Origin of the sequence: Bacillus haikouensis (assembly GCF_013179555.1) — a bacterium.
Lineage (GTDB): Bacteria > Bacillota > Bacilli > Bacillales > Bacillaceae_B > Rossellomorea > Rossellomorea haikouensis_A.
Window position 1 is genome coordinate 1 of the sequence record NZ_JABMCR010000366.1, and the last position, 3,408, is coordinate 3,408.

The 3,408-nt window shown below is 41.7% G+C and carries 4 protein-coding genes; all 4 read left to right on the forward strand.

Going from position 1 to position 3,408, the window contains the following annotated elements:
* Positions 1-1,366 (forward strand): DEAD/DEAH box helicase (locus tag HP456_RS21560; RefSeq protein ID WP_172254929.1); only part of this gene is annotated, 1,366 nt, incomplete at its 5' end.
* A gap of 146 nt (positions 1,367-1,512) precedes the next feature.
* Entirely contained in the window at positions 1,513-2,700 is a 1,188-nt protein-coding gene (locus tag HP456_RS21565) for a TraB/GumN family protein (protein WP_172254931.1), read from the forward strand.
* A gap of 147 nt (positions 2,701-2,847) precedes the next feature.
* Positions 2,848-3,171 (forward strand): nucleoside triphosphate pyrophosphohydrolase, encoded by a 324-nt coding sequence (locus tag HP456_RS21570; RefSeq protein ID WP_172254933.1) that lies wholly within the window; start codon positions 2,848-2,850, stop codon positions 3,169-3,171.
* Between the two features lie 46 nt (positions 3,172-3,217).
* A partial coding sequence (locus HP456_RS21575) for a GNAT family N-acetyltransferase (RefSeq protein WP_172254935.1) occupies positions 3,218-3,408 on the forward strand: 191 nt, incomplete at its 3' end.

Below are 3,408 nucleotides of genomic sequence, written 5' to 3' on the forward strand. Positions count from 1 at the left end.
GATCTTAAGAGACTATCAAAAGAAAGGCTTTCAGTGGATGAAGATGATCGCCCATTACGGGTTCGGCGGCATCCTGGCTGATGATATGGGACTTGGGAAAACCCTCCAAAGCATCACCTTTATTCAATCCATCCTCGAGGAAATCAGAAGGGACCAAACACCCGCACTAATCATCTGTCCTTCTTCGCTTACATATAATTGGTTAAGCGAATTTGCTAAGTTCACTCCGGATATTGAATCAGTGGTCATGGATGGAAGCAAGTCAAATAGGACAAGACTGCAATCAGGACTTTCAGGGGTCGATGTCATCATCACTTCTTATCCTATCGTACGGCGGGATATCCATTGGTTTGAGAAGCAGTATTTTGCAACGGCATTTTTCGATGAAGCACAAGCTTTTAAAAATCCTGTAACCCAAACAGCCCGTGCCGTTAAGAAAATCAAGGCCAATCATCACTTTGCACTTAGCGGAACACCTATTGAAAATTCTATAGAAGAACTTTGGTCGATTTTTCATATTGTATTCCCGCAGCTCTTCATGGGTTTAAAGGAATATAGTCAATTAACGAGCAATACGATTGCACGCAGAATTCAGCCTTTCCTGCTGAGAAGAGTAAAAGAAGATGTACTTGGGGAACTGCCGGATAAGATTATATCACGGGAATCAATCGAACTGCTTCCTGAACAAAAGAAATTATATGCAGCGTACCTTGCCAAACTTCGGCACGATACACTTAAGCATATTGATAAGGACACTTTGCGGAAGAACAAGATTAAAATCCTTGCGGGTATTACAAGATTACGGCAATTATGCTGCCACCCCGGGTTGTTTGTTGATGGATATGATGGAAGATCAGCGAAACTTGAGCATCTCATGGACATCATGGAGGAGTCCATGCATTCAGGAAGACGTGTGCTGATTTTCTCGCAGTTTACCAAAATGCTTCAATTCATAGCAAGAGAGCTTACTGAGAAGGATACTCCATTCTTCTATTTGGATGGGGATACATCGTCAGAAAACCGCCTGGAGTTATGCAATCGTTATAATAGGGGAGAGCGGGATGTATTCCTTATTTCATTGAAAGCAGGAGGAACAGGTCTCAATCTTCATAGTGCAGATACTGTGATTCTTTATGATACATGGTGGAACCCTGCGGTGGAAGAGCAGGCAGCAGACAGAGCACATCGGATGGGGCAGGAGAACGTGGTACAGGTGATTAAACTGGTCGCCCGGGGTACGATTGAGGAAAAGATGAACGAGCTTCAGGATAAAAAGAGGGACTTGATTGAAGAAATGATCGATTCAACCGGTAAAAAAAATACTCCTCTTTCTGAAGATGACATCAGGGAAATATTAATGTTGTAGATGTCCAGCTTGCTGATGAATCAAGAATCTTTATATTAAGGAATGAATACGTTACAAAAATTTAGTGAGCAACTATGTGTAAAAATGGTAAAATGATATTTGAAAGAAAAATTAGTTTTCAATTTGCATTTGAAGGAAGGTACCTAATGTCTTTAGAAACTGGACGAGATACAGAACAAAACATTACAAGGATTTTCCTGGACGGAAAAGAATACATACTGATCGGCACCGCACATGTCTCGAAAAAGAGTGCTGAAGAAGTAAAAGCAGTAATTGAAAGAGAACGGCCGGATTCAGTTTGTGTTGAATTGGACGAACAACGATATCAGTCCATCATTCAAGGCGAAAAATGGAAGGAAACCGACATCTTCAAGGTAATCAAAGATCGCAAAGCGACATTTTTATTGATGAACCTGGCGATATCATCTTTTCAGAAAAGAATGGCGAAACAGCTTGGCATTCAAGCAGGTCAGGAAATGATTCAGGGAATCGAGTCCGCAAAGGAATCAGGTGCAAGGCTTGTACTTGCTGATCGGAATATCCAGGTGACATTCTCACGTATCTGGAGCAATGTAGGATTCACCGGAAAAGCAAAATTACTCACACAAATTATATACAGCATATTCAGCAGTGAAAGCATATCAGAAGAAGAGCTTGAGAAGCTTAAATCCAAGGATATGCTGGAAGGTATGCTGAATGAATTTACCGAAACATTTCCGAAATTGAAGAAACCTTTAATCGATGAACGTGATCAATACCTGTCTCAAAAGATTAAGGAAGCACCCGGTAAGAAGGTTGTGGCTGTACTGGGCGCTGCGCATGTACCCGGCATCAAAAAAGAAATACAGAAGAATCATGACCTCGACAGGCTAAATGAGCGACCTCCGAAATCCAAGCTGCCTAAAATCATCGGATGGGGGATCCCGATATTCATACTTGCTCTCATCGCATACACATTCATTTCTAATCCAGATGCTGGGATGCAGCAGTCACTAAGCTGGATATTATGGAATGGAGGATTTTCAGCATTAGGTGTTGCGGTTGGACTGGGACATCCTTTAGCCATCGTAACAGCGTTCGTTGCAGCACCGATAACATCCTTGAATCCGCTCTTGGCAGCAGGATGGTTTGCCGGTGCCGTCCAGGCGTATTTTAAACGTCCGAACGTTTCGGATTTTGACCGATTATCGGAGGATGTTTTAAGTATTAAGGGGTTCTGGTCCAACAAGGTGACACGTGTATTATTGATTGTTGTATTAGCAAACCTCGGGAGTTCTCTGGGAACTTTTATCGGTGGAGCAGATGTCATCAGATTATTCTTTGAAAATCTTTAATAAGACGTCAGGTAAGCCGGCTTTCAGAATCTGAAAGCGGCTTATTTTTCATCTGAAAAAATTCACACGGGAATGTAATCCTGGCACTTCTATCACCGCTGTGTTGATGATAAACTGGATAAATAATGTAAAATGGAGGGTAATACCATGCCTGTCTATAATAAGTTGGTCCGTGACAAGATTCCGGGAATAATTGAAGCAAATGGAGAAACGGCTATTACCAAAATACTTGAGGATGAGGAATACATAAAATATTTAAAGAAGAAAAGTTATGAAGAAATGGATGAATATTGCGCGGCTGAATCAAATGCGCATGCGTTAGAAGAGCTTGCTGACATGCTCGAAATCATACATGCTTTGGCTTCCCAGCATGGTTCTTCCATTAATGAAGTGGAAAAGGCCCGACAGGAAAAGGCGGAAAAACGAGGAGGGTTCCTTCAGAAGACCTTTCTTATTGAAGTTATAGATTAATAGACGGCGAAAAGCAGTCCACATTCTCGCAAAAGGAGATAGACGCATGTTAAAAACACTTATGACAGAGAGATTGATCATGAGACCATTCACCAAATCTGATGCACCAACTGTCCAAAATCTCGCTAATAACAAGGAAGTGGCAGAAATCATTGGGCTGCCTCAGCCATATTTATTAGAACACGCTCTTGACTGGATCGAAATCCAGCCTGCTCAATTTGAAAAAGGAACCGAATT